The sequence below is a fragment of the Pseudomonas sp. NFPP07 genome, from assembly GCF_900115645.1.
GTDB lineage: Bacteria > Pseudomonadota > Gammaproteobacteria > Pseudomonadales > Pseudomonadaceae > Aquipseudomonas > Aquipseudomonas chlororaphis.
Window position 1 is genome coordinate 104278 of the sequence record NZ_FOXG01000001.1, and the last position, 23757, is coordinate 128034.

Here is a 23757-nt window from a genome sequence, read left to right on the forward strand (position 1 = left end):
GGGGCTCAACCTCACCGTCGCGATAAACCGGCCGCTCGGCGCCGAGCGGGAAAGGCGCGATTGTCCGCGAACCGGCGGGAACAGGTCACGCACTAATTGCTGATAACATGCCTGTCCGACCTTAAAAACACCCGAGTCCGTGATGAGCCAACCCTGGAGCCCTGACAGCTGGCGCGCCCTGCCGATCCAGCAACAACCCGTCTACCCCGACGCCGCACACCTGTTGCAGGTCGAGCAGACCCTGGCCAGCTACCCGCCGCTGGTGTTTGCCGGCGAAGCCCGGGAGTTGCGCCGCCAGTTTGCCGAAGTGACCCAGGGCCGTGCCTTTCTGCTGCAGGGAGGCGATTGCGCCGAGAGCTTCGCCGAGTTCTCGGCGGCGAAGATCCGCGACACCTTCAAGGTCCTGCTGCAGATGGCGATCGTCATGACTTTCGCCGCCGGTTGCCCGGTGGTCAAGGTCGGGCGCATGGCCGGCCAGTTCGCCAAGCCGCGCTCGGCCAATGACGAAACCATCAACGGCGTGACCCTGCCGGCCTACCGCGGCGATATCGTCAACGGCATCGGTTTCGATGCAAAAAGCCGGGTGCCGGACCCGGACCGCCTGCTGCAGTCCTATCACCAGGCCACCGCCACCCTGAACCTGCTGCGCGCCTTTGCCCAGGGCGGTTTTGCCGACCTGCACCAGGTGCACAAATGGAACCTGGACTTCATCGCCAACTCCGCCCTGGCCGAGAAGTACAGCCAGTTGGCCGACCGCATCGACGAAACCCTGGCCTTCATGCGCGCCTGCGGCATGGACAGCTCGCCGCAGCTGCGCGAGACCAGCTTCTTCACCGCCCACGAGGCGCTGCTGCTGAACTATGAGGAAGCCTTCGTCCGTCGCGACAGCCTGACCAACGACTATTACGACTGCTCGGCGCACATGCTGTGGATCGGCGATCGCACCCGCCAGCTCGACGGCGCCCACGTCGAATTCCTGCGCGGGGTGAATAACCCGATCGGGGTCAAGGTGGGCCCGAGCATGAACACCGAGGAGCTGATCCGCCTGATCGACATCCTCAACCCGGACAACGATCCGGGCCGCCTGAACCTGATCGTGCGCATGGGTGTGAACAAGGTCGGCGACCACCTGCCGCAGCTGATCCGCGCGGTGGAAGGCGAAGGCAAGAAGGTGCTGTGGAGTTCCGACCCGATGCATGGCAACACCATCAAGGCCAGCAGCGGTTACAAGACCCGGGATTTCGCGCAGATCCTCAATGAGGTGAAGCAGTTCTTCCAGGTCCACGAAGCCGAGGGCAGTTATGCCGGCGGTATCCACATCGAGATGACCGGGCAGAACGTCACCGAGTGCATCGGTGGCGCGCGGCCGATTACCGAAGATGCTTTGTCGGATCGCTACCACACCCATTGCGACCCACGGATGAACGCCGATCAGTCGCTGGAGCTGGCGTTCCTGATTGCCGAGACCTTGAAACAGGTCAAGCGTTGAACCCCTAGCATCGATCATCCAGGGGAAACTGGATGATCGATGCTCGTCAAAGAAACACGCGCAAGCGCTGGGCGCTGGCCCTCGGGCAATTGAGCTGGACATCGGCCAGCCCCAGCCAGTCGGCCATACTCCGCAAGCTGCTCGCCAGCGCCTGTATCCCCTGCTCGTCCAGCCCCTGATCCTCCTCATGCACGGCATGCACCGCCAGGCGCCCCTGCGCTCTTTCTGCCCGCAGGTCGACCCGTGCGGCGATCCGTTCGTGGTGCAGAAACGGCAGCACGTAATAGCCGTACACCCGTTTGTGCTGCGGGGTGTAGATCTCCAGGCGATAGCGGAAATCGAACAGGCGCTCGGTACGACTGCGTTCCCAGATCAGCGAATCGAAGGGAGACAGCAAGGCGCTGGCCGGCACGCTGCGCGGCACCTTGGCCTCTGGCAGGCAATACGCCGCTTGCTTCCAGCCTGCTACCTTGCAGGCCAGCAATTCGCCGCCTTCCAGCAATTCCGCCAAACGCGCCCGGCTGTCTGCCGGCTCCAGGCGAAAATAGTCGCGCAGATCCTTCTCGGTGGCCACGCCCAGGGCGCTGGCGGCATGCAGCAGCAAACCGCGCTGGGCGTCGGCCTCGCTGAGCGGCGAATGCTGCAGGATGCTCGAAGGAATCACCCGCTCCGGCAAGTCGTACAAGCGCTCGAACCCACGCCGGCCAGCGACCGTCACCTCACCGGCAGCGAACAGCCACTCCAGCGCGTGCTTCTCCGCACTCCAGTCCCACCAGGGGCCGGCGCGCTCCTCGCGGGTCGACAGGCTGCCCGCCCCGAGGGCGCCCTGTTCCTCGACCGCGGCCAGCACCCGGCGGATAGTCGCCTGCTGCTCCTGGCCAAAACGCGCCAACTGCTGGTAGATCCCCTGCCCCTGGCTGGCCCGCTGCATGCGCCAGCGCATCAGCGGGTACAGCGACAGCGGCAGCAACGAGGCTTCGTGGCCCCAGTATTCGAACAGCGTGCGTTGCCGGCCCTGGCTCCAGGCAGCCTGGTCCAGCAGTCGCGCGGGATAGTCGCCAAGACGGGAAAACAGCGGCAGGTAGTGCGAGCGCACCAAGGCGTTGACCGAATCGATCTGCAGGATACCCAGGCGCGCGATCAGGCGATTGAGCTGTGCGGGCCTGATCGTCGCAGGCAGCGGCCGCCCGGAAAAACCCTGGGCGGCCAGCGCCAGACGCCGAGCCTGCTTGAGGGAAAAGGACAGTTCTGCGGGCATGGCAATCTCCTTGTCTGCCCGCAAACTACCTCAGTGAGAAGTGGCTTGTGTAGCGCTTTGACATTCACTTGTGCATCGGATCGTCCCAGAACGGCCGCACGGTCTCCCGCTCCACATCCGCGCGACTGAGACCGATATCCTTCAGCGCCTCGTCACTCATGCCGGCCAGCATGTTGCGTTCACGGTGCAGCTCATGCCAGCGGACAATCCTCTGCAGCAAATGCCGCAAGGAAACGCCATGCCATGCCAACCTGTGAGCCAATACAAAACCTTTTTGACCTTTCATCGTCTTGCCCTCCAGTGGGGATGGCTCAAGTCTCCACCCAGGGCTAAGATCAATCCAACGAATGTTTCTTATGCAATACATCTCGGAGTTTGATGAATTGTCCAGCTACCCAAGCATTGATACCGAGGTCCTGCGCACCTTCGTCGCCATCGCCGACCAGGGCGGTTTCACCAAGGCCGGGGAGCAGGTCAATCGCACCCAGTCCGCGGTGAGCATGCAGATGAAGCGGCTCGAGGAAGACGTGTTGCAACGCCAGTTGTTCCAGCGTGAGGGCCGGCAGGTACGCCTGACCGCCGAAGGCCAGGTGCTGCTGGGTTACGCACGGCGCATCCTGAAACTGCACAGCGAGGTGTTCAACACCCTGCGCGAGCCGCACATGGTCGGCACCGTGCGCATCGGTACGCCGGACGATTACGTGATGCGTTTTCTGCCGGGGATCCTGTCGCGCTTTGCCCAGGCCTACCCCTTGATCCAGATCGAGGTGCATTGCGAGTCGTCCAAGCAACTGCTGCTGCGCCAGGATCTGGACCTGTCTATCGTCACCCGCGAGCCGGGCAGCGAAATCGGCCAGTTGCTGCGCAAGGAGCGTTTCGTCTGGGCCGAGGCCCAGGGGTTCTGCCCCCACGAACAGACGCCGCTGCCCCTGGCGATGTTCAACAGCGATTGCTTCTGCAGGCAGTGGGCCTGCAATGCGCTGGACGCCGCCGGTCGCGACTATCGCATCGCCTATAACAGCTCCAGCCTGTCGGCACTGATGGCCGTGGTCAGCGCCGGCCTGGCGATCACCGCGCAGCTGGAAAGCCTGATCACCCCGGACATGCGCATTCTGGGCGCCGCCGAAGATCTGCCCCTGCTGCCCGAGGCCAGCATCATGCTGGTGCGCAACCTCAACACGCCTTCGCCCATCACCGAATGCCTGGCCGAGCACATAGTCGAAGGCTTCAAACTTTAAAGGCGAGCATCACCGCGCAGATCACCAGAAAGCCGCAGAACAGCCCGCGCAGCATGCGCTCGGGCAGCGCGTGGGCGATTTTCACCCCCCAACTGATGCTCAGCAGCCCACCCGCCGCCAGCGGCAGGCCGATCATCCAGTCCACTTCCTGATGCACCCCGTAGGTCACCAGGGTCACCCCGGTGCTGGGCAGGGCCAGGGCCAGCGACAGCCCCTGGGCGACCACCTGGGTGGTGCCGAACACGCTGGTCAGCACCGGGGTGGCAACCACCGCGCCGCCGACGCCGAACAACCCGCCCATGGCCCCGGAAGCCGCACCCAGCACACCGAGCCACGGCCAGGGATAGCGCATCTGCGCCGAAGCCGGGGCATTGGCCAGGAACATGCGCAACAGGTTGTAGGCCGACAAGGCCATCAGGAACGCAACGAAGCCAACCCGCATGACCTGGGCATCGATGCCCACCGCCCAGATCGAACCGAGCCAGGCAAAACAGAAACCCATCAGGGCCAACGGCAACGCATGGCGCGCCTCGATCCGGTTGCGCTGGTGATAACGCCACAGCGCGAGCATCACGTTCGGCACCACCATCACCAACGCCGTGCCTTGGGCGATCTGCTGGTCCAGCCCGAACAGCACACCCAGCACCGGAATCGCAATCAGCCCTCCACCGATCCCGAACAAGCCGCCCACCGTGCCCAGCGCCGCGCCCAATACCACATACATCGCTAAATCGATCACCGCCGCTCTCCTCACTCAGGCCTTGCATGCTACGCAGTCGGCTCTGGTGCGGAAACGCACAGCAACGCACAATGGCTTTGCCAAATTCGCACAGGCAAATGCCCACCATGAACCCCAACGCCCTCACCGACCAGCTTGGCCTGTTCCTCGATGTGCTGGAAGCCGGGAGTTTTTCCGCCGCCGCCCGCCGGCATCCCTTGACCCCTTCGGCGGTGGCCCGGCGTATCGACAGCCTGGAAAGTGCCGTCGGCAGCAAGCTGTTCATGCGCACCACCCACGCGGTGGTGGCGACGGCGGCTGGCCAGGCCTTTGCCGAACGCGCCCGGCGCATCGTCGCCGAACTGCAACTGGCGCGGGCGGAAGCCGTGTCCTTGAGCCACGCGCCGGAAGGCCTGATCCGCATCGACGCTCCCGCGGCGTTCGGCCGGCGACACCTGGCGCCGGCGATCGCCGATTTCCTGATGCTCTATCCGGGGCTGGATGTGCAGTTGCACCTGATCGACAGCTTCGTCGACATGCAGGGCTCGCACCTGGGCAAGGTCGATCTGGTGCTGCGCGCCGGGCAAAGGGTCGATACCCGGATGGTTGCGACATCATTGGCGAGCATCGTGCGCATCGCCTGCGCCAGCCCGGCCTACCTCAAGCTGCGCGGCACCCCGGTGCATCCCGCCGAACTGAGCCAGCACGATGGCCTGGACTGGGACGGTCTGGCTCCACTGTTCGCCTGGCGCTTCGAACTGGACGGGCAGTTGCAGACTCATCGCCCACAACGCATCCGCATGAGTGCCAACAATGCCGAGGCCCTGCTATCCGGAGCCCTGGCCGGACTGGGCATCGCCCACCTGCCGACCTGGCTGGCCAGCGAATACCTGCTGCGTGGGGAACTGTTACCGCTGTTCTGCGAAACCGGCCTGCCCAAACCGGAAAGCGCTGGTATCTACGCCTTGCGCCTGGAACAGCACACCAACGCTCGCAGCCGCCTGTTGCTGGAATACCTGAAGACTCGCTTCAGTCCGATTCCGCCCTGGGATCTGGCCCTGCAGAGCGCCATGGGCTGAGCGCTCGTGAGAATTATCTGGCGCATTAAAGATTCGCCCGCTAGATTCAGGGCGAGTATCGATCAAGGCCCGACCATGAACACCAAAGGCTCCACCCCGGAAAAATGCGACGATCTGCTGCTGGATAACCAGCTGTGTTTCGCCCTTCACTCGACTTCGTTGCTGATGACCAAAGTCTATAAACCACTGCTGCAGGAGCTGGGCCTAACGTATCCCCAGTACCTGGCAATGATGGTGCTCTGGGAGCAGGACGGCCTGACCGTCGGCGAGATCAGTAGTCGCCTGCTGACCGATCCCGGTTCATTGACGCCCTTGCTCAAGCGCCTGGAAGCCGAGGGATTGCTGAGCCGGACCCGCAGCCGCGAAGACGAACGGGTGGTGATCATCGAGCTGACCGAGCAAGGCCGGGCCCTGTATGACCGGGCGCGAGGCATTCCCCAATGCATCCTCGGCGCCAGCGGCCTGACCCTGGAGCAACTGCGCAAACTGCAGGCCGATCTGCTGAACCTGCGCGGCCATCTGCAAGACAGCCTTTAACGGCGCGCTCGCGAGCACGCCCTGCCTTTCTGCAGGAGCGCTTGCTCGCGATTCTCTCTGTTTCGTTGCCGCTAACAGCGTATCGACGAAAAAATTTATCGATAAAAATATTATTTAAATCATTCGCTTAGCCAAAAAATATGGACTGTTGGCAAGCATTTCCGAGTTTTTTTCAAAAAATTATCTTGCGCACAAAATATTTGAGCGATACATTTATTTCGCAATTACTTAGCGCACAAACATTTAGCGCAAAAACTCGAAACCCAAGAGGCTCACACCATGCAAACTCTCTATACCGCAGTCGCAACCGCAACCGGTGGCCGTGATGGTCGCGCCGTCTCCAGCGACAACATCCTCGACGTCAAACTCTCCACCCCCAAAGAACTCGGTGGTGCCGGCGGCCAGGCGACCAACCCTGAGCAACTCTTCGCCGCCGGCTACTCCGCCTGCTTTATCGGCGCCCTGAAATTCGTCGCCAGCCAAAGCAAGCGCAAGATCCCGGACAACGCTTCGATCACTGCGCACGTCGGCATCGGCCAGATTCCTGGTGGCTTCGGCCTGGACATCGACCTGCATATCAGCCTGCCAGGTCTTGAACAGAGCGATGCGCAGTCCCTGGTCGAAGCGGCTCACCAGGTCTGCCCTTACTCCAACGCCACCCGCGGCAACGTCGACGTACGTCTGCACGTGACTGTCTAACCCAGCTGCGCGCCAGCGCCCGCACCGCCCAGGAGACGAACATGAACACTTTCAGCAAGGTCTTGACCGGCAGCCTTCTCGCCCTGTCCATCAACACGGCGTTCGCCGAAGGCGGGGTCGAACACAACACCCAGGCGTTCCTCGACGCCTTGAACGCCGGCGGCGGCAAGCCGATGGAACAGATGACACCCAAAGAGGCCCGCGCCGTGCTGGCCGGTGCCCAGGCCGGGGTCAAGCTGACGCTACCCAAGGCGGATATCAGCCAGAAGACCATCGACGTCGACGGCCAGGCCATCAGCCTGACCATCGTCAGGCCAGCCGGGGTGAAAGGCACGTTGCCAGTGTTCATGTTTTTCCATGGCGGCGGCTGGGTACTGGGAGACTTCCCGACCCACGAACGGCTGGTGCGGGACCTGGTGGTGGGCTCCGGGGCGGCGGCGGTATTCGTCAATTACACGCCGTCCCCGGAAGCTCATTACCCGGTGGCGATCAATCAGGCTTACGCCGCCACTCGCTGGGTGGCCGAGCATGGCCAGGAAATCAACGTCGACGGCAAGCGCCTGGCGGTTGCCGGCAACAGCGTCGGCGGCAATATGGCAGCAGTGGTCAGCCTGATGGCCAAGGACAAGGGCACGCCGGCGATTCGGTTCCAGCTGTTGTTGTGGCCGGTAACCGACGCGAATTTCGAAACGGCGTCATACAACCAGTATGCCGAGGGACACTTCCTCAGCAAAAACATGATGAAGTGGTTCTGGGACAACTACACCACCGATGCCCGGCAGCGTAACGAGATCTACGCTTCACCGCTGCGCGCCACCAGCGCCCAGCTCAAGGGCCTGCCACCCGCGCTGATCCAGACGGCCGGCGCCGACGTCCTGCGCGACGAAGGCGAAGCCTATGCCCGCAAGCTGGACGAAGCCGGCGTGACCGTGACCTCGGTGCGCTACAACGGGATGATCCACGACTACGGTCTGCTCAACGTGCTCAGCCAGGTACCCGCGGTGCGTTCGGCCCTGCTGCAGGCCAGCGAAGAGCTCAAGCAACATCTGAAGTAAGTTTGCCACCCGGACCTTCGGCCACAAAAAAGCCCGACTCGATGGTCGGGCTTTTTCGTGGCTAAGGATTCAAGCAGTGGCTTAAACCTTGGCGCGGCCTTTGTAGGAACCGCCTTCGCGAGTATCGATCTCGATCATGTCGCCGATTTCGATGAAGTCAGCAACCGACAGCTCGGTACCGTTCTTCAGTTTGGCAGGCTTCATCACCTTGCCGGAAGTGTCGCCGCGAGCGGAACCTTCGGTGTAGTCAACCTGGCGCACGATGGTGGTCGGCAGGTCAACGGAAACCAGACGGTCTTCGAAGAACACGGCTTCGCAAACGTCGGTCATGCCTTCTTCGATGAACGGCAGAACAGCTTCGATGTCTTCAGCGTTCAGCTCGTACATGGTGTAGTCGGTGGTGTCCATGAACGTGTAGGTGTCGCCGCTGATGAACGACAGGGTCGCTTCTTTGCGATCCAGGATCACGTCGTCCAGTTTGTCGTCCGCACCGTAAACGGTTTCGGTCTTGTAACCGGTCAGCAGGTTCTTCAGCTTGGTCTTCATGATCGCGCTGTTACGACCGGACTTGGTGAATTCAGCTTTCTGAACCAGCCAAGGATCGTTGTCGATACGGATCACGGTACCGGGTTTGAGTTCTTTACCAGTTTTCATTGCGAATATCCGAATTTGGATGGGATTTACAAAAATCTAGGCCGCGTATCATATCCAATTTAGGTAAAACTGCACCAGCGCCGCAGCAAGATCGGGCTGCGAGCCCTGTTCCAGACACCACTTTTCGGCGTGAGCAGCCACTTCCGGCCAGTGTTCGAGCAGCTTTTTCCAGCCTTGTGTCATCTCGCCTCCGGCATTCCAGGCCCGCCACAGGTCGATCAGCGCCGCCTTGGCCTCTGGTGACAGCCCCCGCGTATAAAGCTCGAGAAAGGCGTCGAGCTTGTCCAGGTGGATGTCTTCGTCCTGTTGATAAATGTGCCAGAGCATCGGCCGGCCGGCCCACTGCGCGCGCACGAACGAGTCCTCGCCGCGTACCGCGTTGAAATCGCAGGACCACAGGAGCTGGTCGTATTCCTCCTGTCGGACGAACGGCAGCACCTGCACCGTCAAGGCCCCACGGACCTGCACTGCACCCGCCGCCAGCGCCTCGACACCCAGCCAGCGTTGTACGTCACCGAGGATCCGCCCCTCGGGAACCAGTAGATGGGTAGCCCGCGAGTCGGCAGCCAGCGCTTGCAGCCAACTGGCCAGGCCGGCGTTCTCATAGGCGAACAGCGACATCAATCGCGCGCCAGGTGCAGCAAATACGTCGAGCCCTTCCAGGAAGCGTTGCCGGGCCAGGGGGTCCTGCTGAAACGCCCTGCGCCGCTCCAGCAATCCAGCCTCACGTAGCAGCCCACCGGTGCCGGCTTGAAACCCAGGAAAAAAGAAGTACTTCTGCACGCCCTTGAACTTCACCGAGGGCAGACCGTGGCAGCCGGTCACCCAGGCCTCGGCGCTGAGGTAATCGAGGTTCAGCCACAAAGGGGTATGTTCACGTTCGGCCATCGCCTCCATATAAGCCGCTGGCAACTGGCAGGCAAAGGCCGCGATCACCACATCGGCAGCCGCCACCGGCGACCACTCGGTTGGCCAGTGACGCACATCGACGCCTTCCTGCCATTGCTGAGGCAAGGCGATATCGATGGGCGGACACAAACGCTCGAAGGCCCGCAGGTCATCCACCCACAGCCGCACCGCGCACTGATGCTCGGCCACCAGTTGCCGGGCCAGCCGCCAGGTCACACCGATATCGCCGTAGTTGTCGACGACGCTGCAGAAAATATCCCAGGAGGCTTTCATTCCGGGCTCCATTTGGCAAAGGCGCCGATTGTCCGCATAAATGGTCACAGACAGAAGAGCCAACGCCGATAATCTTCGTGCGACAATCGCAGCTTGCCGACACCGCCTGCCAGGAGGCTGCCATGCCCTATCGCCCGACACCCCGTCGATCATTACGTATTAGCGTAAACGCACTTCAACTCAGCGGCAGTATTGCCCTGGGATTGTGGCTGGGTTTTCTGGCGATCGCCCTGACCTGCGGGCTGGCCTGGCGTTTTCTGTTCGACCAGCCATTGGCGCCCGTCGCCCAGGCCGTGCAACAGCTGGCAAAACCGCCCAGTGCGGAATCGGCAGCGTCCAACCGCATGTTCGAGCAGTACCAGGAAAACCTGCGTAAAAACGAACAGCAGCAGGCCCTGGATAATGCGCGCAGCAACCTGCGCAACCAGTCCAACCCGAAATGCCAGTTCTGGTTGCAACAGGACCAGACGGCGCCGAGCGAAAAGAGCCGGGCCAACGTCCTGCAATTCTGCGATTGATCATGAACAAGTCTACGGTCCACCAGCTGATTCTCGACAAACTCCGTGGCGATCTGGAGATCGCCCAGCGTGCGGCGCAGACCGCCTATGAGGCGGCGACCCACGAAGAGAACATTGCCGAAAACAAGTACGACACCCTGGGGCTCGAGGCCTCCTATCTCGCCGCCGGCCAGGCCAGGCGCGTCGAGGAAATCCGGCAGGCGTTGGCGCTCTGCCAGAACCTGACCCTGCGCCCGTACGATGAGCAGGTCGGTATCCAGGTTGGCGCGTTGCTGGGCCTCGAAGACGAAAACGGCCACGAACAATGGCTGTTCCTGGCGCCGGATGGGGCAGGACTGAAAGTAGAGGTGGTGGGGCAACCGGTGACCGTCATCACCCCTCGTTCACCGCTGGGCAAAGGCCTGCTGGGCAAGTTCGAGGGGGATGAACTGGAGATCGTCGTCGCGGGCGCTCGGCAACAGTTCGCTGTCACCGAGGTCAAGTAAGCCCGACTTAGTGGACAGGCAGTTCGACGCCGTCGAACAGTTCTTCGAGCTCCTGCTTGTTGTGGCACTGAATGGCCTTGGCCATCACTTCGCGCGTCAGGTGCGGCGCGAACTTCTCGATGAAGTCGCACATGAAGCCACGCAGGAAAGTGCCACGACGGAACCCGATCTTGGTGATGCTCGACTCGAACAGTTCGCTGGCATCCAGTACCACTAGGTCACTGTCGAGCTTGGTATCGACCGCCATCTTGGCGACGATGCCCACACCCAGGCCCAGGCGTACGTAAGTCTTGATCACGTCGGCGTCGGCGGCGGTGAACACCACCTTCGGCGTCAGGCCGCGATGGCTGAAGGCTTCGTCGAGCTTGGAACGGCCGGTGAAACCGAACACGTAAGTCACGATCGGGTATTCGGCGAGGGTTTCCAGGGTCAGCTTCGGCAGCTTGGTCAGCGGGTGGCCCTGCGGTACTACCACGCAGCGATTCCAGCGGTAGCACGGCATCATCACCAGATCGCCGAACAGCTCCAACGCTTCGGTGGCGATGGCGAAGTCGACGGTGCCATCGGCGGCCATTTCGGCGATCTGCATCGGCGAGCCCTGATGCATGTGCAACGCCACATCCGGGTACTGCTTGATGAAGCTGCTGATCACCGGCGGCAAGGCATAACGGGCCTGGGTGTGGGTGGTGGCGATCGACAGGGTGCCCTTCTTCTCGTTGGAGAATTCCTGGGCGATCTGCTTGATGCTTTCAACCTTGCGCAGGATCTCGCCGGCGGTAGTGATGATGCGTTCGCCAGCCGGGGTGACGCGAGTCAGGTGCTTGCCGCTGCGAGCGAATACCTCGACCCCCAGCTCGTCCTCGAGCAGGCGAATCTGCTTGCTGATACCCGGCTGCGACGTATAAAGGCTTTGGGCTGTAGCGGAGACGTTGAGGTCGTGGTGCGCCACTTCCCAGATGTAGCGCAATTGTTGAAGCTTCATATGAATCCCTCAAAGCAGGTAGACGCCACGGGCATCAGCGACGGTATATAACTATATTAATGGTTCGAAGAATAAATCTAGAACTTTTATTAAGAAAATTCCAATAACCGCGTCAGATATCTCCGAGCCGCCGACGCTGTACCAAGGGCACCAGGTAAACCGGAACCTTGGCCAGTTGCAGTACCCTGGCTGCCGTCCTGCCCAATGGAGTTTCACCGCCCGCCCCATGGCTGTGACTTCCTACGATCAACAAATCCACAGAGAGTTTCGACGCCTGCTCGAGAATGACGTGCGAGGGGTCCCCCTGAAAGACCCTGACCGACTGAATCAGCGCGAGATCCTGCATACCCTCCCCCAACTCTTCGCGAAAGCTGTCGAGCACCCGTTGCTCGATATTCGCCATCACCGTGCTCAGACCCTGACTGTGAAACTCATTCAGGGCCTGTTCGTCGAGATAACTCTGTAACACCGACTCGGCAAACAGTCCCATGGGCTCCACCGCATGAACCACGTGCAATTCGGCATTGAATGTTCGAGCCAGCTCCAGGGCATGTTGCATCACGTAGGGCGCATACAGACCGAGGTCAGTGGCATACAGCATCGAACGAATCATATGACCTCCTCGACTGCCAATATGGCGGAGATTGATTCAGCTTAGCAGTGCCAAGGCGACTACGACGTCCCGCGCAAGCCCGTGAACATTGAGCTAAACCTTGGTTTCGTTGCTGATACCGTGGGGTACGTGACCGGTGGCGACCACTTCGCGAGCCAGTTCGCAATGACCCGCCTGATCGTCGAAGAACACATCGGCGGCGAAGGCTTCGAGAAAGGCGGCCTTCTCCAGGCCGCCCAGGAACAACGATTCGTCCAGGCGGATATCCCATTCGCGCAAGGTGCGGATCACTCGCTCATGGGCCGGTGCCGAACGCGCCGTCACCAGGGCGGTGCGGATCGGACAACCATCGTCGGGGAATTCGCGCTGCAACAGATTGAGCGCGGCGAGGAAGCCTTTGAACGGCCCCCCACGCAACGGCTCGCGGGCGGACTCGCGCTCCTTGGCCTGAAAGGCTTCCAGGCCACCGAGCTGATAGACCCGCTCCGACTCATCAGAAAACAGCACGGCGTCACCGTCGAAAGCGATCCGCAGTTCGGCGCTGGCGGCGCGTCGGGCGCCACCGGAAAGAATGGTCGCCGCGGCGAACCCGGCGTCCAGTGCGCTGCGCACATCTTCGGCATGGGTGGAAAGAAACAAGTCGCAACCAAAGGCCGCGAGGTAGGGATAAGGGCTGCGGCCACCAACAAACGCGGCCCGGGAAATATCCAGGCCGTAATGCTGAATCGAGTTGAAGACCCGCAGGCCCGTGTCGGCACTGTTACGCGACACCAGCACCACCTCGACCCGCGCCCGGCCGAGGCTGGCATTGAGGCTCAAGAGCTTTTTCACCAGGGGAAAAGCATCGCCCGGTTCGAGGGATTCCTCCTCGTGATCGATCTGATACTTGCGGTAGGCCTCGACCCCCTCGGCCAGATAGACCTTATGGCTCTCGCTGAGATCGAACAGGGCCCGCGATGAAATCGCCACCACCAGTTTACCGCCCAAGCCCTTTGCCATATCCCCTCTCCTCGATGCTGCGATCAACCGTTATGCCGGTCGATAAAACTCAACGTCTGATACAAGGCTTCCATTTTCGGCAGTGCGCATCCCACCGCCTTAGCCGCGGCCAGTGGCGCGGCATAGATGGCCGACAACTCCAGCGCACGTTTGTGCTGGTAGTCGTGGTACATGCTCGGCCAATAGTCCGGCATGCCTTCGGTCACCTTGAACAAGTGCTCAGCATAGCCGTCCGGCATGCTGTGACCACAGGCCAGGGCGCCTTGCACCACTTCACGCATCAAGGCCTGAATCAGCTCGCGGCTGTCGGCATCGGCCATCAGTGGCGTGGTGCTGGCGTTGAGCAATACCGACAAACCGTTATAGGGCACGTTCCACACCAGTTTCTGCCAGCGCGCCTGCTGCAGGTTGGCCATGGCCTGGGAGCCGATACCGGCCTTGCGGAACAGCGCAGCCCCCTCTTCCACTATCGCCTGGCGCTGCGAGTCGTCCTGCGCTGCCGGGCCACTGTGATAACCCAGGTTCACCGCGCCCAGCGCCTGATGCTCGATCACCCCGGGGCCGGCACGGTGCACGCAGATAAAACACAGGCCGCCCAACAGATGCAGCGAGTCGGGAAGCAGGTCGCGCAGGCCGTCCTCCACATCCAGGCCATTCTGCAGCAACAGCACCTTGGCGCCGGGAGCCGCCGCGCGAAGAATCGCCGGAGCCAGCTCGGCGTTGCTGGTGGTTTTGGCTCCCACCAGCAGCCAATCGCAGGGCGGCATGTCTTCGGCACTGGCATAGGCCTGGACCGGGTTCAGGGTCAGCTCACCATGCACCGCGCTATGCAGTTGCAACCCCCGCTCGGTGACCGCAGCGAATTCGCTGCGCAGCAGGAAATGCACATCCAGGCCGGCTCGCGCCAGCAGCATCCCGTAGAAACCACCGATCGCTCCGGTACCGATAATGCCGATTCGCGGCGTGTGGACTGCTTCCATCAAGGCAACTCCTCTGGAATTCGGTTCAGCGCCTGTGCCAGTCGCTCGCTGAGCTCGCCGGGTGTCAGGCGCGACTGCAAGGCCCCATAAAACTCACCGTCGCGCACCACGAACAGTGCCGGCAAGTGAAACACCTGATAACGCTCGACCGCGCCGCCATTGTTTCCCGCATCGATCCAGCACAACCGCTCGATCGGCAGATCGAAGTCGGGCAACTGCTGCCTGGCCCAGCGACAGCTGGCGCAGCCGGCGCTGGTGAATATCACCAGCGAAACACCGCTCATCGCCAACAACCGCTGATCGATATCGAAATCAGTCAGCTCCAATTCGACCACTATACTGGGGGAAACAATGTCACATAGCCGACACTCGGAGTCTGCGTTCATGGGACGTTTCATTCCTCATCCTGACGATGTTCCGGTTGAGATGACCTTACGCGAGCACGCATGCATTTCGCGTCAACGGTTGCACACTATCAGCCTCGGCGGCATGGCTTGCAATTATCACCGCGCCTGGCGTTGCGGCACCGCACTGGAAATCTGCATCCCCACTCTGGGTGAAAACGCCCGCTACAACGGCTATGTGGCCTGGTGCCTGCGACGCAAGCATGGCTATCTGGTGGGGATCGCCTTCATCGACGAACAGACCCTGTTCCATGCCCGAATGAGTGAGCAGGTGTGCCAGATCGCCCACTATTGCCACCTGCATGAGCCCCAGGCTGAGCAGCGACAGATCGAAACCCTGGCCCAGCAATGGGTCGAACAGCACGCCGCCGAATTCTCCCATGACCGGGTTCACCAGGCTTTTATGCAGCCAGCGCTGGATTAAACCCGCCTCTGCCCATTGTCGAGCCCCGGTGTAACGCGCTAAGGTTCGGCTCCCCGACGCGCTTAAATCCGCTGTGCACCGCCGCGCGGGGATCGCTGGCGGCCGGCACCCGTGACCTGACGAGTAACACGATGGCTGATTTACCGATCAACGACCTTAACGTCGCCTCCAACGAAACCCTGATCACTCCCGACCAGCTCAAGCGTGACATCCCGCTGAGCGACGCCGCCCTGCGCACCGTGACCAAGGGTCGCGAAGTGATCCGCAATATTCTCGACGGCACCGACCACCGCCTGTTCGTCGTCATCGGCCCGTGCTCGATCCACGACATCAAGGCTGCTCACGAGTATGCCGAGCGCCTAAAAGTCCTGGCCGCCGAAGTCTCCGACACCCTTTATCTGGTGATGCGCGTGTACTTCGAGAAACCACGGACCACCGTTGGCTGGAAAGGCTTGATCAACGACCCGTACCTGGACGACTCGTTCAAGATCCAGGACGGTCTGCACATCGGTCGCCAGTTGCTGCTGGACCTGGCCGAGATGGGCCTGCCGACCGCCACCGAAGCGCTGGACCCGATCTCCCCGCAATACCTGCAGGACCTGATCAGTTGGTCGGCGATTGGTGCACGTACCACCGAATCCCAAACCCACCGCGAGATGGCTTCCGGCCTGTCCTCGGCGGTAGGCTTCAAGAATGGCACCGACGGCGGCCTGACCGTTGCCATCAACGCCCTGCAATCGGTTTCCAGCCCTCACCGTTTCCTCGGCATCAACCAGGAAGGCGGCGTCTCCATCGTCACCACCAAGGGCAATGCCTACGGTCACGTGGTTCTGCGCGGTGGCAATGGCAAGCCGAACTATGATTCGGTCAGCGTCGCCCTCTGCGAGCAGGCGCTGAACAAGGCAAAGATCAAGCCGAACATCATGGTCGACTGCAGTCACGCCAACTCCAACAAGGACCCAGCCTTGCAGCCGCTGGTGATGGAGAACGTGGCCAACCAGATTCTCGAAGGCAACCAGTCGATCATCGGCCTGATGGTCGAAAGCCATCTGAACTGGGGCTGCCAGGCAATTCCCAAGGACCTGGCCGAACTGCAATACGGCGTGTCGATCACCGATGCCTGCATCGACTGGGAAAGCACCGAAAAAACCTTGCGCAGCATGCATGCCAAGCTCAAGGATGTCCTGCCAAAACGGGTTCGTACCTGACCCCGTATCGCAGACACAAAAACGCCGGGCCAAGCCCGGCGTTTTTTTTGGTGTCCCCGCTCAGAGTTTCGCGGCGTGGCGCTGATGGCGCTCCATATAGCGCTCCACATATGAGCACGACGGAATTACCGTGTAACCCATGCGGTCAGCATATTCCAACGCCTGCTCGGTCAGTGCCGCGGCAATACCACGGCCACGCAGCGCGTTAGGCACGAACGTCCGATAAATATCCAGGGTCTGCTTACCCAGGTCCATATAGGTCAGGTAGGCACGATGACCGTCCACATTGGTCTCGAATTGATGACCAGCCTGGTCATGGTGGATGGACAACGCCTCGCTCATCACTACTCCTCGCGGGTCTTGGATTCTGACCCCTACCTTACCGATGTTTTTCCGGCGAAGGAACAACTACGCCACCCCGTGCCTGTCTGGACACCGAGGAGAGCTTGCCGCTCTCGCATGACCGAGCACGTTTCAAATAGTAGGCACCATTGGCACCAATGCTCAAGGGACGCTTGCGTTCAAGCTACTGGCATCAGGCCAGTTTGCTGTCGATGCGTCCTCAGACCTGTTCCCAGCTACATGCAAAACGCTCGATCAAACCGCCTGAGGATCAACAACCTGAACATCGCCGGATGTTGAGATTTAAGACGAGCCCACCCATTTAAAGTCACCTCAACATGGACAAAGATGCGTGAGACGCCCCACAGATTCTGAACAAAAGTGTAGACGAGTCGATATAGATAGACTTGAGCCTACACTCCGCAAGCGCCGTGCAAAGGGACTCTACGGCAGATACGGTTAACAAGCGCAACCTCCCAACAGGGTGACAAGGTTGCGTATTTTTTATACAGATCGATAAAAAGTTGCTCGAAAAAGATTCAACGCCTAGAATTTTTTTTGCTTCTTGCGCTACGTCAGTTTACTTACTACAAGTAATGGGTAGTATGTACGCCGGCCATTTCATCACTCGGATGAGATAGCTACTTAATAGAAAGTCCTTGAAGGGGAACACGATGAACAACGTTCTGAAATTCTCTGCTCTGGCTCTGGCCGCAGTTCTGGCTACCGGTTGCAGCAGCGTATCCAAAGAAACCGAAGCTCGTCTGACTGCAACTGAAGACGCAGCAGCTCGTGCCCAGGCTCGTGCAGACGAAGCCTACCGTAAAGCTGATGAAGCTCTGGCTGCTGCTCAAAAAGCACAACAGACTGCTGACGAAGCTAACGAGCGCGCTCTGCGTATGCTGGAAAAAGCTAGCCGCAAGTAATAATCCCTCGGGATTGTTATCGAGCCGACCCATTTATTGGGTCGGCTTTTTTATTGCCCGGATCTTCTTGTGGCAATAAAAAACCCGTCGACGCCCGAAAGCATCGACGGGTTGCTGTTCCAGCCGTTACTGCTGCATATCGATAGGCACCGCCGATACCACCGGTGCATTGGTCGGTATGGCGATCTCTACTGGCAAACCATCTTCGGCCGCCACCACGTCGCGCACTACATCCCAATTCATCCGCAGGTTATTGGCCAGGTCTTCACGCTTGAGCAAGGCGTTGATCACCGCGGTGTGCTTGTCCACGACCGACGGATTGCCCTTGTCATCCAGTGGCGTATGAGCCTCCAGATAAACTTTGCCAGCGCTGATACCGAACTTGTACGGATCGTTGAGGATGCGCACCGATGTCCCCACCGGCACCATGCTCGCCATTTCCAGGACGTTGTTGTTGAACATCCGGAAGCAGCCGTGGCTGGTGCGCATGCCGATCCCGAACTTCTTGTTCGAACCGTGGATCAGGTAGCCCGGCATGCCCAGGGTGAACTTGAATGGTCCCAACGGGTTGTCCGGCCCCGCCGGCACCACGTTTGGCAGCGGGTCACCGTCGGCGGCGTGCTCGGCCTTGATCGAGGCTGGCGGAGTCCAGGTCGGGTTCGGCGTCTTCGCGACAATGCTGGTATGGGCGATCGGCGACCCCCAGCCTTCCCGCCCGATACCCAGGGGGAAGGTGTACACCACGTTCCGCCCTTTCGGGTAGTAGTACAGGCGATATTCAGCCAGGTTGATCACGATGCCTTCACGAGGTCCCGGCGGCAGGATGAAACGCGTCGGCAACACCACTTCGGTGCCCGCGCCCGGCAACCAGGGATCCACTCCCGGGTTGGCCGCGACCATCTCGTAATAGCCCAGGTCGTAGGTCGTGCCCAGGTCGGCAAAGGTGTCTTCGTACTTGGCCTTGATCACCTGTACCTGACCGACGATATCTTCGCCCGGTGGAGGTAGAGGCAGTTCCAATGCGGCAACGGGGCCGGCCACACAGAAGGCGGCAAGCGTCAGGCAACGGGTGACGACAGGAAAGCGCGGCAACATCCGGAAAATCCTTCGCATGATCAACGAGTAAAAAAGTGATTGTACACCCGCCCCCGTGGCTGCGGGAGCGACAGCTGCATCAGCAAGGAGGGAGCCAGGCGAGAACTTGCTGCCTTACAGTTCGAAACGCAACTCTGGCCAGATCGGTGGCGTGCCGCGCTTTTGCGATTCGAGGATCGCCCGGCACAACGGACACAGGCGCTGGTCCTGGAAAATGGTCCGGTCGACACTCGACCAGCGCGGTTGCGCGGGCAGCAAGGTGCCGCACAACGTGCGATCGGCAGAGCCGCCCAGCTCCAGCTGACGCGTCACCAGGTGCACCCGGACTTCCTGGCAGGCGAACAGGTCGAGCTGTTCGTCAGGCTCGATCAGTTGGTAGGCAAACAGGGACCAGGCGGGACGCGGCATCGGGGGCTCCAAATCGGGGGCGCCACATTAGCCGAAACACTGCCGGTAGAAAAGCGTCAAAGCAGCGGTTTTAGCGTCGGCCAGACATTTTCCAGCAACTTGCCCTGAGCGGTGACCGCAGGGTGGATGCCATCGGCCTGCATCAGCTCGGGATTGCCGCCGACCCCTTCCAGAAAAAATGGCACCAGCGCTACGTTTTTTTCATTCGCGAGCTTGCTGTACACCTCGGCAAACGCCTGGGTATAACGCACGCCGTAATTGGGTGGCAGCTGCATGCCAAGCAACAGCACCTTGGCACCACTGGCCTTGGAGCTGTCGATCATCGAAGCAAGATTTTGTTGCAATTGCGTGGGCTGTTGCCCACGCAGGCCATCGTTGCCGCCCAACTCGAGAATCACCAGCTCCGGCTTGTGCTCTGCAAGCAGCGCCGGCAGCCGCGCCTGGCCACCTGCGCTGGTGTCTCCACTGATGGAAGCATTGACCACTTTATCGTTGAAACCTTCGCTCTTGAGCCGTTGCTCGAGCAGTGCCACCCACCCCTGCCGGGTATCCAGGCCGAAAGCCGCGCTGATACTATCGCCAACGATCAGGACTGTACCCGCCGCTGCGTTCTGGGCCATGCACATCAAGGCCAGGCCAGCACTCAAAAACCACACACGCATCGGATTCTCCATGGGCGCAAGCATTCTCACTGCGCGGAACCTTAGCAAAGTGGTTCCCAGCGCGGAAGGTGAACTGACCATCCTGCACGAACTCAGCCTGGAACTGAACAAAGGCGACAGCCTGGCCATCGTCGGCAGTTCCGGCTCCGGAAAATCCACCCTGCTCGGCCTGCTGGCCGGACTCGACCTGCCCAGCAGCGGCGAGGTCACCCTGGCCGGTCGCAGCCTGAGCACCTTGGACGAAGACCAGCGCGCCCGAATCCGCGCCGAGCATGTGGGCTTCGTCTTCCAGTCGTTCCAACTGCTCGACAGCCTCAATGCCCTGGAGAACGTCATGTTGCCCATGGAGCTGGACGGCCGCCGGGATGCCCGCGAGCGTGCGACCGAACTGCTCCAGCGCGTCGGGCTCGGGCAACGCCTGAGTCACTCGCCTCGCCAGCTCTCCGGCGGCGAACAACAGCGGGTGGCCATCGCCCGCGCCTTCGCCGCCGAACCTGACGTGCTGTTCGCCGACGAGCCGACCGGCAACCTCGACAGCCACACCGGCGAGCGTATCAGCGACCTGCTGTTCGACCTGAACAAGGAAAGCGGCACGACGCTGGTCCTGGTCACTCACGATGAACGCCTGGCCCATCGTTGCCGGCGCCTGATCCGCCTTGAAGCCGGCCTACTGGTCGCCCCCCTGGAGCCTTGATGGCACGCCTGCCGCTGTTGCGCCTGTTCAGCCTTGCCGTTCGCCAACTTCTGCGCGACGCCCGCGCCGGAGAACTGCGGGTATTGTTCTTCGCCCTGGTGGTGGCCGTAGCCGCCAGCACCGCCATCGGCTATTTCGGTGCGCGCCTCAACGGCGCGATGCTGTTGCGCGCCACGGAGTTTCTCGGCGCGGACCTGCTGCTTGAAAGCAGCTCTCCGGCAAGGCCAGAACAGATACAGAGCGGTCGGGAACTGGGCCTGCAACATGCGCAGGTAGTGGAGTTCTCCAGTGTGATCGCCACCGACAATGGCATCCAGCTTTCCAGTATCAAGGCCGCGGACGACGCCTACCCACTGCGCGGCGAACTGAAAAGCGCCCCGGCCCCTTACGCGACGGAAGAAACCGGCGGTGGTCCGCAACCGGGTGAAGCCTGGGTCGAAGCCCGACTGTTGACCGCGCTCGACCTGAAAATCGGCGACAGCATCGACGTCGGGATGAAAACCCTGCGCCTGAGCCGGGTACTGACTTACGAACCGGATCGCGCCGGCAACTTCTATAGCCTGCCCCCCAGGGTACTGATCAACCTGAGCGACCTGAACGCCACCGGCGTGGTGCAACCGGGCAGCCGGGTCAGTTACAAGGAACTCTGGCGCGGTCCCGGGAGCGCCCTGGAAAACTATCGCCAATTGATCAAGCCAGGCCTGGCGGCCAATCAGCGCTTGCAGGATGCCCGAGATGGCAACCGCCAGATCGGCGGAGCCCTGGGCAAGGCCGAACGCTACTTGAACATGGCCAGCCTGGTGGCGGTGCTGCTGGCAGGCGTGGCGGTTGCCCTGTCCGCTGCGCGCTTCGCTTCCCGCCGTTTCGACGCCAGCGCGCTGCTGCGCTGCCTGGGCCTGTCTCGCCGGGAAACCATGCTGCTGTTCACCCTGCAACTGGCCCTGCTCGGCATCCTGGCCAGCATCGTCGGCGCGCTGCTCGGCTGGCTCGCCCAGCTTGGGCTGTTTTACCTGCTGCATGACCTGCTACCAACCGATGTGCCTCCTGGCGGGCTGCTTCCCGCTGTCGCCGGTATCGGCACCGGCCTGGTGGCACTTGGCGGTTTCGCCTTGCCGCCACTGGCGGCGCTGGGGCGTGTCCCACCCTTGCGGGTGTTGCGCCGTGACCTGCTGCCGATCCCCCCAAGCACCTGGATGGTGTATGGCGCCGCCTTGCTGGCTCTGGGCCTGATCATGTGGCGCCTGAGCCTGGATTTGCTGCTGACCTTCGCCTTGCTCGGCGGCGGCGTCATTGCCGCCGTGGTTCTGGGCGGATTGCTGCTGCTGGCCCTGCAGAGTCTGCGTCGCTTGCTGGCCAAGGCGTCGCTGCCATGGCGCCTGGGGCTGGGCCAGCTGCTGCGGCATCCTTTGGCTGCTGCCGGGCAATCCCTGGCCTTCGGCTTGATTCTGCTGTCGATGGCCTTGATTGCGCTGTTACGTGGAGAGTTGCTCGACACCTGGCAAAACCAGTTGCCAAAGAACGCACCGAACTATTTCGCGCTGAATATCCTGCCCGCGGACAAACAAGCTTTCATCGACAAGCTGGTGGCGCTTTCCGCCCCTTCCGCGCCGCTGTATCCGGTAGTGCCAGGGCGGCTGATCAGCATCAACGGCGAACCGGTCCGGGAAATCGTCAGCAAGGACTCCAGTGGCGATCGCGCCGTGCAGCGCGATTTGAGCCTGACCTGGGCCGCGGATCTGCCAGCGGGCAATAAGATCACCAGCGGTTCGTGGTGGGCACAACAGCCCGAAGGGGATTTGCCTGGCGTCTCGGTCGAGGCCCAGGTGGCCGAAAGCCTGAAACTCAAACTCGGCGACCAGATGACATTCAGCGTCGCAGGGGTCAATCGCGAGGCCAGGGTGACCAGCCTGCGGGAAATCAACTGGGATAACTTCCAGCCTAACTTCTTCATGATCTTTCAGCCGGGCACGCTGCAGGATCTGCCCGCCACTTACCTGACCAGCTTCTATCTCGCTGCGGGTCATGACCAGCAGGTGGTCGAGTTGTCCAGGGCGTTTCCGGCAGTGACCATCCTGCAAGTGGAGGCTCTGCTCGAACAACTGCGCAGTATCCTGGCCCAGGTCACCCTGGCCGTGGAATACGTGCTGCTGTTTGTACTCGCCGCCGGCATGGCCGTGCTGTTTTCCGGACTGCAGGCCACCCTGGACGAGCGTATTCGTCAGGGCGCCCTGCTACGAGCGCTGGGGGCGGAACGACAATTACTGGTCAAGGCTCGGCGTATCGAGTTCGGGCTGCTGGGAGCCGTCAGCGGGCTACTGGCCGCATTGGGATCGGAACTGGTGAGCCTGGTGCTGTATCGGTTTGCCTTCGACCTGCCCTGGCATCCACACCCTTGGCTGTTGCTCCTGCCTGTTATCGGTGCCCTGCTGATCGGCGGTGCCGGTGTCTACGGGACACGCCGGGCATTGAATGCCAGCCCACTGACAGTACTGCGCGAGGGGTAAGCCCCTCGCAGGCAGTTCATTTCACGTATTCGATCTGATTGATCCACCAGCACATTTCTCCACCGGGCGTCTGCACTATCGCCTCGTCGCCGACTTCTTTCTTCAAGAGCGCCCGGGCCATGGGCGAATCGATAGAGATGTAATCCTTCTGCCCGTATATCTCGTCATAACCGACGATACGGAAACGCTTGGTTTCACCCTCTTCATTCTCGATATCGACCCAGGCGCCGAAGAAAACCCGGCCCTCCTGTTCCGGCGAATAAGACACGACCTTCATGTCTTCGAGTCGCTTGCGCAAGTAGCGAACCCGGCGATCAATTTCCCTCAGGAGCTTCTTGTTGTATTGATAATCGGCGTTTTCACTTCTATCCCCCAGGGAGGCCGCCCAAGTGACTTTCTGCGTCACATCCGGACGCTTCTCCCGCCACAGGTAATCCAGCTCGTTTTTCAGAGCCTCGAAACCTTCCTGCGTAATGAGCTTGGTACTCAATTGGTTAAATCCCCCATGCAGAGCCTTATGAGCCAGTTCAGCATTATGGTTGAATCGAGACCTTGAGAACCAATGCTAAGCGAGATAGATCCACCTATAGCACACCTCCTCACG

General features: G+C 61.2%; 28 protein-coding genes. 13 read left to right on the top strand and 15 right to left on the bottom strand.

Features of this window, described 5'->3' with window-relative positions; all coding sequences use genetic code 11:
• The first annotated feature begins 142 nt into the window (after positions 1–142).
• On the top strand, positions 143–1489 hold the full coding sequence (locus tag BM019_RS00450) for a class II 3-deoxy-7-phosphoheptulonate synthase (protein ID WP_007931431.1): 1347 nt from the start codon (positions 143–145) through the stop codon (positions 1487–1489).
• Between the two features lie 46 nt (positions 1490–1535).
• Here BM019_RS00450 and BM019_RS00455 read toward each other — a convergent pair whose 3' ends face one another.
• On the bottom strand, positions 1536–2747 hold the full coding sequence (locus tag BM019_RS00455) for a winged helix-turn-helix domain-containing protein (RefSeq protein WP_092417369.1): 1212 nt from the start codon (positions 2745–2747) through the stop codon (positions 1536–1538).
• 64 nt (positions 2748–2811) lie between these two features.
• The gene (locus BM019_RS00460; protein WP_009044950.1) at positions 2812–3033 is read right to left on the bottom strand and encodes a DUF1127 domain-containing protein; all 222 of its coding nucleotides are present in this window, start codon (positions 3031–3033) and stop codon (positions 2812–2814) included.
• A gap of 97 nt (positions 3034–3130) precedes the next feature.
• Here BM019_RS00460 and BM019_RS00465 point away from each other — a divergent pair, with 97 nt between their 5' ends.
• Positions 3131–3985 (top strand): LysR substrate-binding domain-containing protein, encoded by an 855-nt coding sequence (locus BM019_RS00465; RefSeq protein ID WP_162136185.1) that lies wholly within the window; start codon positions 3131–3133, stop codon positions 3983–3985.
• On the opposite strand, the gene BM019_RS00470 is transcribed toward BM019_RS00465, so the two are convergent.
• On the bottom strand, positions 3975–4724 hold the full coding sequence (locus BM019_RS00470) for a sulfite exporter TauE/SafE family protein (protein WP_092417370.1): 750 nt from the start codon (positions 4722–4724) through the stop codon (positions 3975–3977). The genes BM019_RS00465 and BM019_RS00470 overlap by 11 nt on opposite strands.
• 107 nt (positions 4725–4831) lie before the next feature.
• On the opposite strand from BM019_RS00470, the gene BM019_RS00475 reads away from it, so the two are divergent.
• From BM019_RS00475 to BM019_RS00490, 4 genes are all read left to right on the top strand, one after another.
• Positions 4832–5782, top strand: a complete 951-nt coding sequence (locus BM019_RS00475) for a LysR family transcriptional regulator (protein WP_053262160.1) — start codon at positions 4832–4834, stop codon at positions 5780–5782.
• Between the two features lie 75 nt (positions 5783–5857).
• Positions 5858–6319, top strand: coding sequence for a MarR family winged helix-turn-helix transcriptional regulator (locus BM019_RS00480; protein WP_009044953.1), 462 nt, complete (start codon positions 5858–5860; stop codon positions 6317–6319).
• A gap of 279 nt (positions 6320–6598) precedes the next feature.
• Positions 6599–7018 (top strand): organic hydroperoxide resistance protein, encoded by a 420-nt coding sequence (locus BM019_RS00485; protein WP_009044954.1) that lies wholly within the window; start codon positions 6599–6601, stop codon positions 7016–7018.
• Between the two features lie 41 nt (positions 7019–7059).
• Positions 7060–8073, top strand: coding sequence for an alpha/beta hydrolase (locus BM019_RS00490; RefSeq protein ID WP_092417371.1), 1014 nt, complete (start codon positions 7060–7062; stop codon positions 8071–8073).
• Between the two features lie 81 nt (positions 8074–8154).
• On the opposite strand, the gene BM019_RS00495 is transcribed toward BM019_RS00490, so the two are convergent.
• Together BM019_RS00495 and earP are read right to left on the bottom strand one after the other, a co-directional pair.
• Positions 8155–8727, bottom strand: coding sequence for an elongation factor P (locus BM019_RS00495; protein ID WP_007931398.1), 573 nt, complete (start codon positions 8725–8727; stop codon positions 8155–8157).
• A 48-nt stretch (positions 8728–8775) separates the two neighbouring features.
• On the bottom strand, positions 8776–9909 hold the full coding sequence (gene earP / locus BM019_RS00500; RefSeq protein WP_092417372.1) for an elongation factor P maturation arginine rhamnosyltransferase EarP: 1134 nt from the start codon (positions 9907–9909) through the stop codon (positions 8776–8778).
• 122 nt (positions 9910–10031) lie between these two features.
• On the opposite strand from earP, the gene BM019_RS00505 reads away from it, so the two are divergent.
• On the top strand, positions 10032–10427 hold the full coding sequence (locus BM019_RS00505; protein ID WP_092417373.1) for a hypothetical protein: 396 nt from the start codon (positions 10032–10034) through the stop codon (positions 10425–10427).
• Positions 10428–10429: 2 nt separating this feature from the next.
• Positions 10430–10912, top strand: coding sequence for a GreA/GreB family elongation factor (locus BM019_RS00510; RefSeq protein ID WP_062825078.1), 483 nt, complete (start codon positions 10430–10432; stop codon positions 10910–10912).
• Between the two features lie 7 nt (positions 10913–10919).
• Here the strand turns inward: BM019_RS00510 and cysB are convergent, their stop codons facing one another.
• The 5 genes from cysB to BM019_RS00535 all read right to left on the bottom strand — a co-directional run bounded on the left by cysB (position 10920) and on the right by BM019_RS00535 (position 14872).
• The gene (gene cysB / locus BM019_RS00515; protein ID WP_007931387.1) at positions 10920–11894 is read right to left on the bottom strand and encodes an HTH-type transcriptional regulator CysB; all 975 of its coding nucleotides are present in this window, start codon (positions 11892–11894) and stop codon (positions 10920–10922) included.
• A 112-nt stretch (positions 11895–12006) separates the two neighbouring features.
• Complete coding sequence (locus BM019_RS00520) at positions 12007–12507, bottom strand: universal stress protein (RefSeq protein WP_007931386.1); 501 nt, start codon at positions 12505–12507, stop codon at positions 12007–12009.
• A 93-nt stretch (positions 12508–12600) separates the two neighbouring features.
• Complete coding sequence (locus tag BM019_RS00525; RefSeq protein WP_007931385.1) at positions 12601–13506, bottom strand: 5'-nucleotidase; 906 nt, start codon at positions 13504–13506, stop codon at positions 12601–12603.
• Positions 13507–13529: 23 nt separating this feature from the next.
• Entirely contained in the window at positions 13530–14486 is a 957-nt protein-coding gene (locus BM019_RS00530; RefSeq protein WP_092417374.1) for a putative 2-dehydropantoate 2-reductase, read from the bottom strand.
• Positions 14486–14872, bottom strand: coding sequence for a thioredoxin family protein (locus BM019_RS00535; protein ID WP_092417375.1), 387 nt, complete (start codon positions 14870–14872; stop codon positions 14486–14488). Before BM019_RS00535 ends, BM019_RS00530 begins: the two co-directional genes overlap by 1 nt.
• On the opposite strand from BM019_RS00535, the gene BM019_RS00540 reads away from it, so the two are divergent.
• Together BM019_RS00540 and BM019_RS00545 are read left to right on the top strand one after the other, a co-directional pair.
• Complete coding sequence (locus tag BM019_RS00540; protein WP_009044962.1) at positions 14871–15314, top strand: pilus assembly protein PilZ; 444 nt, start codon at positions 14871–14873, stop codon at positions 15312–15314. The two genes, BM019_RS00535 and BM019_RS00540, sit on opposite strands and share 2 nt — an antisense overlap.
• 131 nt (positions 15315–15445) lie before the next feature.
• Complete coding sequence (locus BM019_RS00545) at positions 15446–16522, top strand: 3-deoxy-7-phosphoheptulonate synthase (RefSeq protein WP_009044963.1); 1077 nt, start codon at positions 15446–15448, stop codon at positions 16520–16522.
• 60 nt (positions 16523–16582) lie between these two features.
• Here the strand turns inward: BM019_RS00545 and BM019_RS00550 are convergent, their stop codons facing one another.
• Complete coding sequence (locus tag BM019_RS00550) at positions 16583–16864, bottom strand: GNAT family N-acetyltransferase (RefSeq protein ID WP_007931380.1); 282 nt, start codon at positions 16862–16864, stop codon at positions 16583–16585.
• A gap of 674 nt (positions 16865–17538) precedes the next feature.
• On the opposite strand from BM019_RS00550, the gene oprI reads away from it, so the two are divergent.
• Positions 17539–17790 (top strand): outer membrane lipoprotei OprI, encoded by a 252-nt coding sequence (gene oprI / locus BM019_RS00555; RefSeq protein ID WP_003448337.1) that lies wholly within the window; start codon positions 17539–17541, stop codon positions 17788–17790.
• Between the two features lie 126 nt (positions 17791–17916).
• On the opposite strand, the gene BM019_RS00560 is transcribed toward oprI, so the two are convergent.
• The 3 genes from BM019_RS00560 to BM019_RS00570 all read right to left on the bottom strand — a co-directional run bounded on the left by BM019_RS00560 (position 17917) and on the right by BM019_RS00570 (position 19955).
• Positions 17917–18885: a L,D-transpeptidase family protein gene (locus tag BM019_RS00560; RefSeq protein ID WP_092417376.1), complete on the bottom strand. Its 969-nt coding sequence runs from the start codon at positions 18883–18885 to the stop codon at positions 17917–17919.
• A gap of 114 nt (positions 18886–18999) precedes the next feature.
• Positions 19000–19293, bottom strand: coding sequence for a hypothetical protein (locus BM019_RS00565; RefSeq protein ID WP_007931378.1), 294 nt, complete (start codon positions 19291–19293; stop codon positions 19000–19002).
• Positions 19294–19349: 56 nt separating this feature from the next.
• Positions 19350–19955, bottom strand: coding sequence for an arylesterase (locus BM019_RS00570; protein WP_009044965.1), 606 nt, complete (start codon positions 19953–19955; stop codon positions 19350–19352).
• 10 nt (positions 19956–19965) lie between these two features.
• On the opposite strand from BM019_RS00570, the gene BM019_RS00575 reads away from it, so the two are divergent.
• Positions 19966–20649, top strand: coding sequence for an ABC transporter ATP-binding protein (locus BM019_RS00575; protein WP_009044966.1), 684 nt, complete (start codon positions 19966–19968; stop codon positions 20647–20649).
• Positions 20649–23153 carry an ABC transporter permease gene (locus BM019_RS00580; protein WP_092417377.1) on the top strand — a complete coding sequence of 835 codons (2505 nt, stop codon included), beginning with the start codon at positions 20649–20651 and terminating at the stop codon, positions 23151–23153. Before BM019_RS00575 ends, BM019_RS00580 begins: the two co-directional genes overlap by 1 nt.
• Positions 23154–23169: 16 nt before the next feature.
• On the opposite strand, the gene greB is transcribed toward BM019_RS00580, so the two are convergent.
• Positions 23170–23643 carry a transcription elongation factor GreB gene (gene greB, locus BM019_RS00585; RefSeq protein WP_009044968.1) on the bottom strand — a complete coding sequence of 158 codons (474 nt, stop codon included), beginning with the start codon at positions 23641–23643 and terminating at the stop codon, positions 23170–23172.
• Positions 23644–23757 lie beyond the last annotated feature (114 nt).

Coding starts and splice junctions, on each gene's coding strand:
- BM019_RS00460 (WP_009044950.1), bottom strand. CDS start 3,033: ATGAAAGGTCAAAAAGGTTTTGTATTGGCTCACAGGTTGGCATGGCAT.
- BM019_RS00505 (WP_092417373.1), top strand. CDS start 10,032: ATGCCCTATCGCCCGACACCCCGTCGATCATTACGTATTAGCGTAAAC.
- BM019_RS00550 (WP_007931380.1), bottom strand. CDS start 16,864: ATGAGCGAGGCGTTGTCCATCCACCATGACCAGGCTGGTCATCAATTC.
- BM019_RS00540 (WP_009044962.1), top strand. CDS start 14,871: ATGGGACGTTTCATTCCTCATCCTGACGATGTTCCGGTTGAGATGACC.
- BM019_RS00455 (WP_092417369.1), bottom strand. CDS start 2,747: ATGCCCGCAGAACTGTCCTTTTCCCTCAAGCAGGCTCGGCGTCTGGCG.
- BM019_RS00485 (WP_009044954.1), top strand. CDS start 6,599: ATGCAAACTCTCTATACCGCAGTCGCAACCGCAACCGGTGGCCGTGAT.
- BM019_RS00475 (WP_053262160.1), top strand. CDS start 4,832: ATGAACCCCAACGCCCTCACCGACCAGCTTGGCCTGTTCCTCGATGTG.
- BM019_RS00530 (WP_092417374.1), bottom strand. CDS start 14,486: ATGGAAGCAGTCCACACGCCGCGAATCGGCATTATCGGTACCGGAGCG.
- BM019_RS00570 (WP_009044965.1), bottom strand. CDS start 19,955: ATGCGTGTGTGGTTTTTGAGTGCTGGCCTGGCCTTGATGTGCATGGCC.
- BM019_RS00545 (WP_009044963.1), top strand. CDS start 15,446: ATGGCTGATTTACCGATCAACGACCTTAACGTCGCCTCCAACGAAACC.
- BM019_RS00510 (WP_062825078.1), top strand. CDS start 10,430: ATGAACAAGTCTACGGTCCACCAGCTGATTCTCGACAAACTCCGTGGC.
- BM019_RS00480 (WP_009044953.1), top strand. CDS start 5,858: ATGAACACCAAAGGCTCCACCCCGGAAAAATGCGACGATCTGCTGCTG.
- BM019_RS00525 (WP_007931385.1), bottom strand. CDS start 13,506: ATGGCAAAGGGCTTGGGCGGTAAACTGGTGGTGGCGATTTCATCGCGG.
- BM019_RS00565 (WP_007931378.1), bottom strand. CDS start 19,293: ATGCCGCGTCCCGCCTGGTCCCTGTTTGCCTACCAACTGATCGAGCCT.
- BM019_RS00575 (WP_009044966.1), top strand. CDS start 19,966: ATGGGCGCAAGCATTCTCACTGCGCGGAACCTTAGCAAAGTGGTTCCC.
- BM019_RS00560 (WP_092417376.1), bottom strand. CDS start 18,885: ATGTTGCCGCGCTTTCCTGTCGTCACCCGTTGCCTGACGCTTGCCGCC.
- BM019_RS00495 (WP_007931398.1), bottom strand. CDS start 8,727: ATGAAAACTGGTAAAGAACTCAAACCCGGTACCGTGATCCGTATCGAC.
- cysB (WP_007931387.1), bottom strand. CDS start 11,894: ATGAAGCTTCAACAATTGCGCTACATCTGGGAAGTGGCGCACCACGAC.
- BM019_RS00450 (WP_007931431.1), top strand. CDS start 143: ATGAGCCAACCCTGGAGCCCTGACAGCTGGCGCGCCCTGCCGATCCAG.
- BM019_RS00535 (WP_092417375.1), bottom strand. CDS start 14,872: ATGAACGCAGACTCCGAGTGTCGGCTATGTGACATTGTTTCCCCCAGT.
- earP (WP_092417372.1), bottom strand. CDS start 9,909: ATGAAAGCCTCCTGGGATATTTTCTGCAGCGTCGTCGACAACTACGGC.
- BM019_RS00580 (WP_092417377.1), top strand. CDS start 20,649: ATGGCACGCCTGCCGCTGTTGCGCCTGTTCAGCCTTGCCGTTCGCCAA.
- oprI (WP_003448337.1), top strand. CDS start 17,539: ATGAACAACGTTCTGAAATTCTCTGCTCTGGCTCTGGCCGCAGTTCTG.
- BM019_RS00490 (WP_092417371.1), top strand. CDS start 7,060: ATGAACACTTTCAGCAAGGTCTTGACCGGCAGCCTTCTCGCCCTGTCC.
- BM019_RS00520 (WP_007931386.1), bottom strand. CDS start 12,507: ATGATTCGTTCGATGCTGTATGCCACTGACCTCGGTCTGTATGCGCCC.